The 316-nt window shown below is 40.5% G+C and carries 1 protein-coding gene; it reads left to right on the top strand.

Translation table 11 applies throughout. The features are described 5' to 3' along the window. The coding region (locus M901_RS12510; protein ID WP_021278568.1) for a malic enzyme-like NAD(P)-binding protein at window positions 1-316 on the top strand (316 nt) is incomplete at both ends.

The following is a 316-nucleotide window of genomic DNA, read 5'->3' as shown; positions in this document are numbered from 1 at the left end:
TTTCCACGATGACCAACACGGAACAGCGATTATCGCTTCTGCTGGTTTTATCAACGCTATTGAAATCTCTAAGAAGAAAATAGAAGATGTAAAAGTTGTCTTCTCAGGAGCTGGAGCTGCTTCTATTGCTTGTGCAAAACTCTTCTTCCAAATGGGTGTTAAGCCAGAAAATCTTATGATGACTGACTCTCGTGGTGTTATCTACAAAGGTAGAGAAGCGGGACTGAATAAATATAAGGAAGATTTTGCTAACGATACAGATTGTAGAACTCTTGCTGATGCGATGAAGGGAGCAGATGCTTTCATCGGTTGTTCA

It is taken from the genome of Bacteriovorax sp. DB6_IX (assembly GCF_000447775.1).
Taxonomy (GTDB): Bacteria; Bdellovibrionota; Bacteriovoracia; order Bacteriovoracales; family Bacteriovoracaceae; genus Halobacteriovorax_A.
Note: the sequence above shows the minus strand (reverse complement) of the source record. Positions and strands in the feature narration are given on the sequence as shown.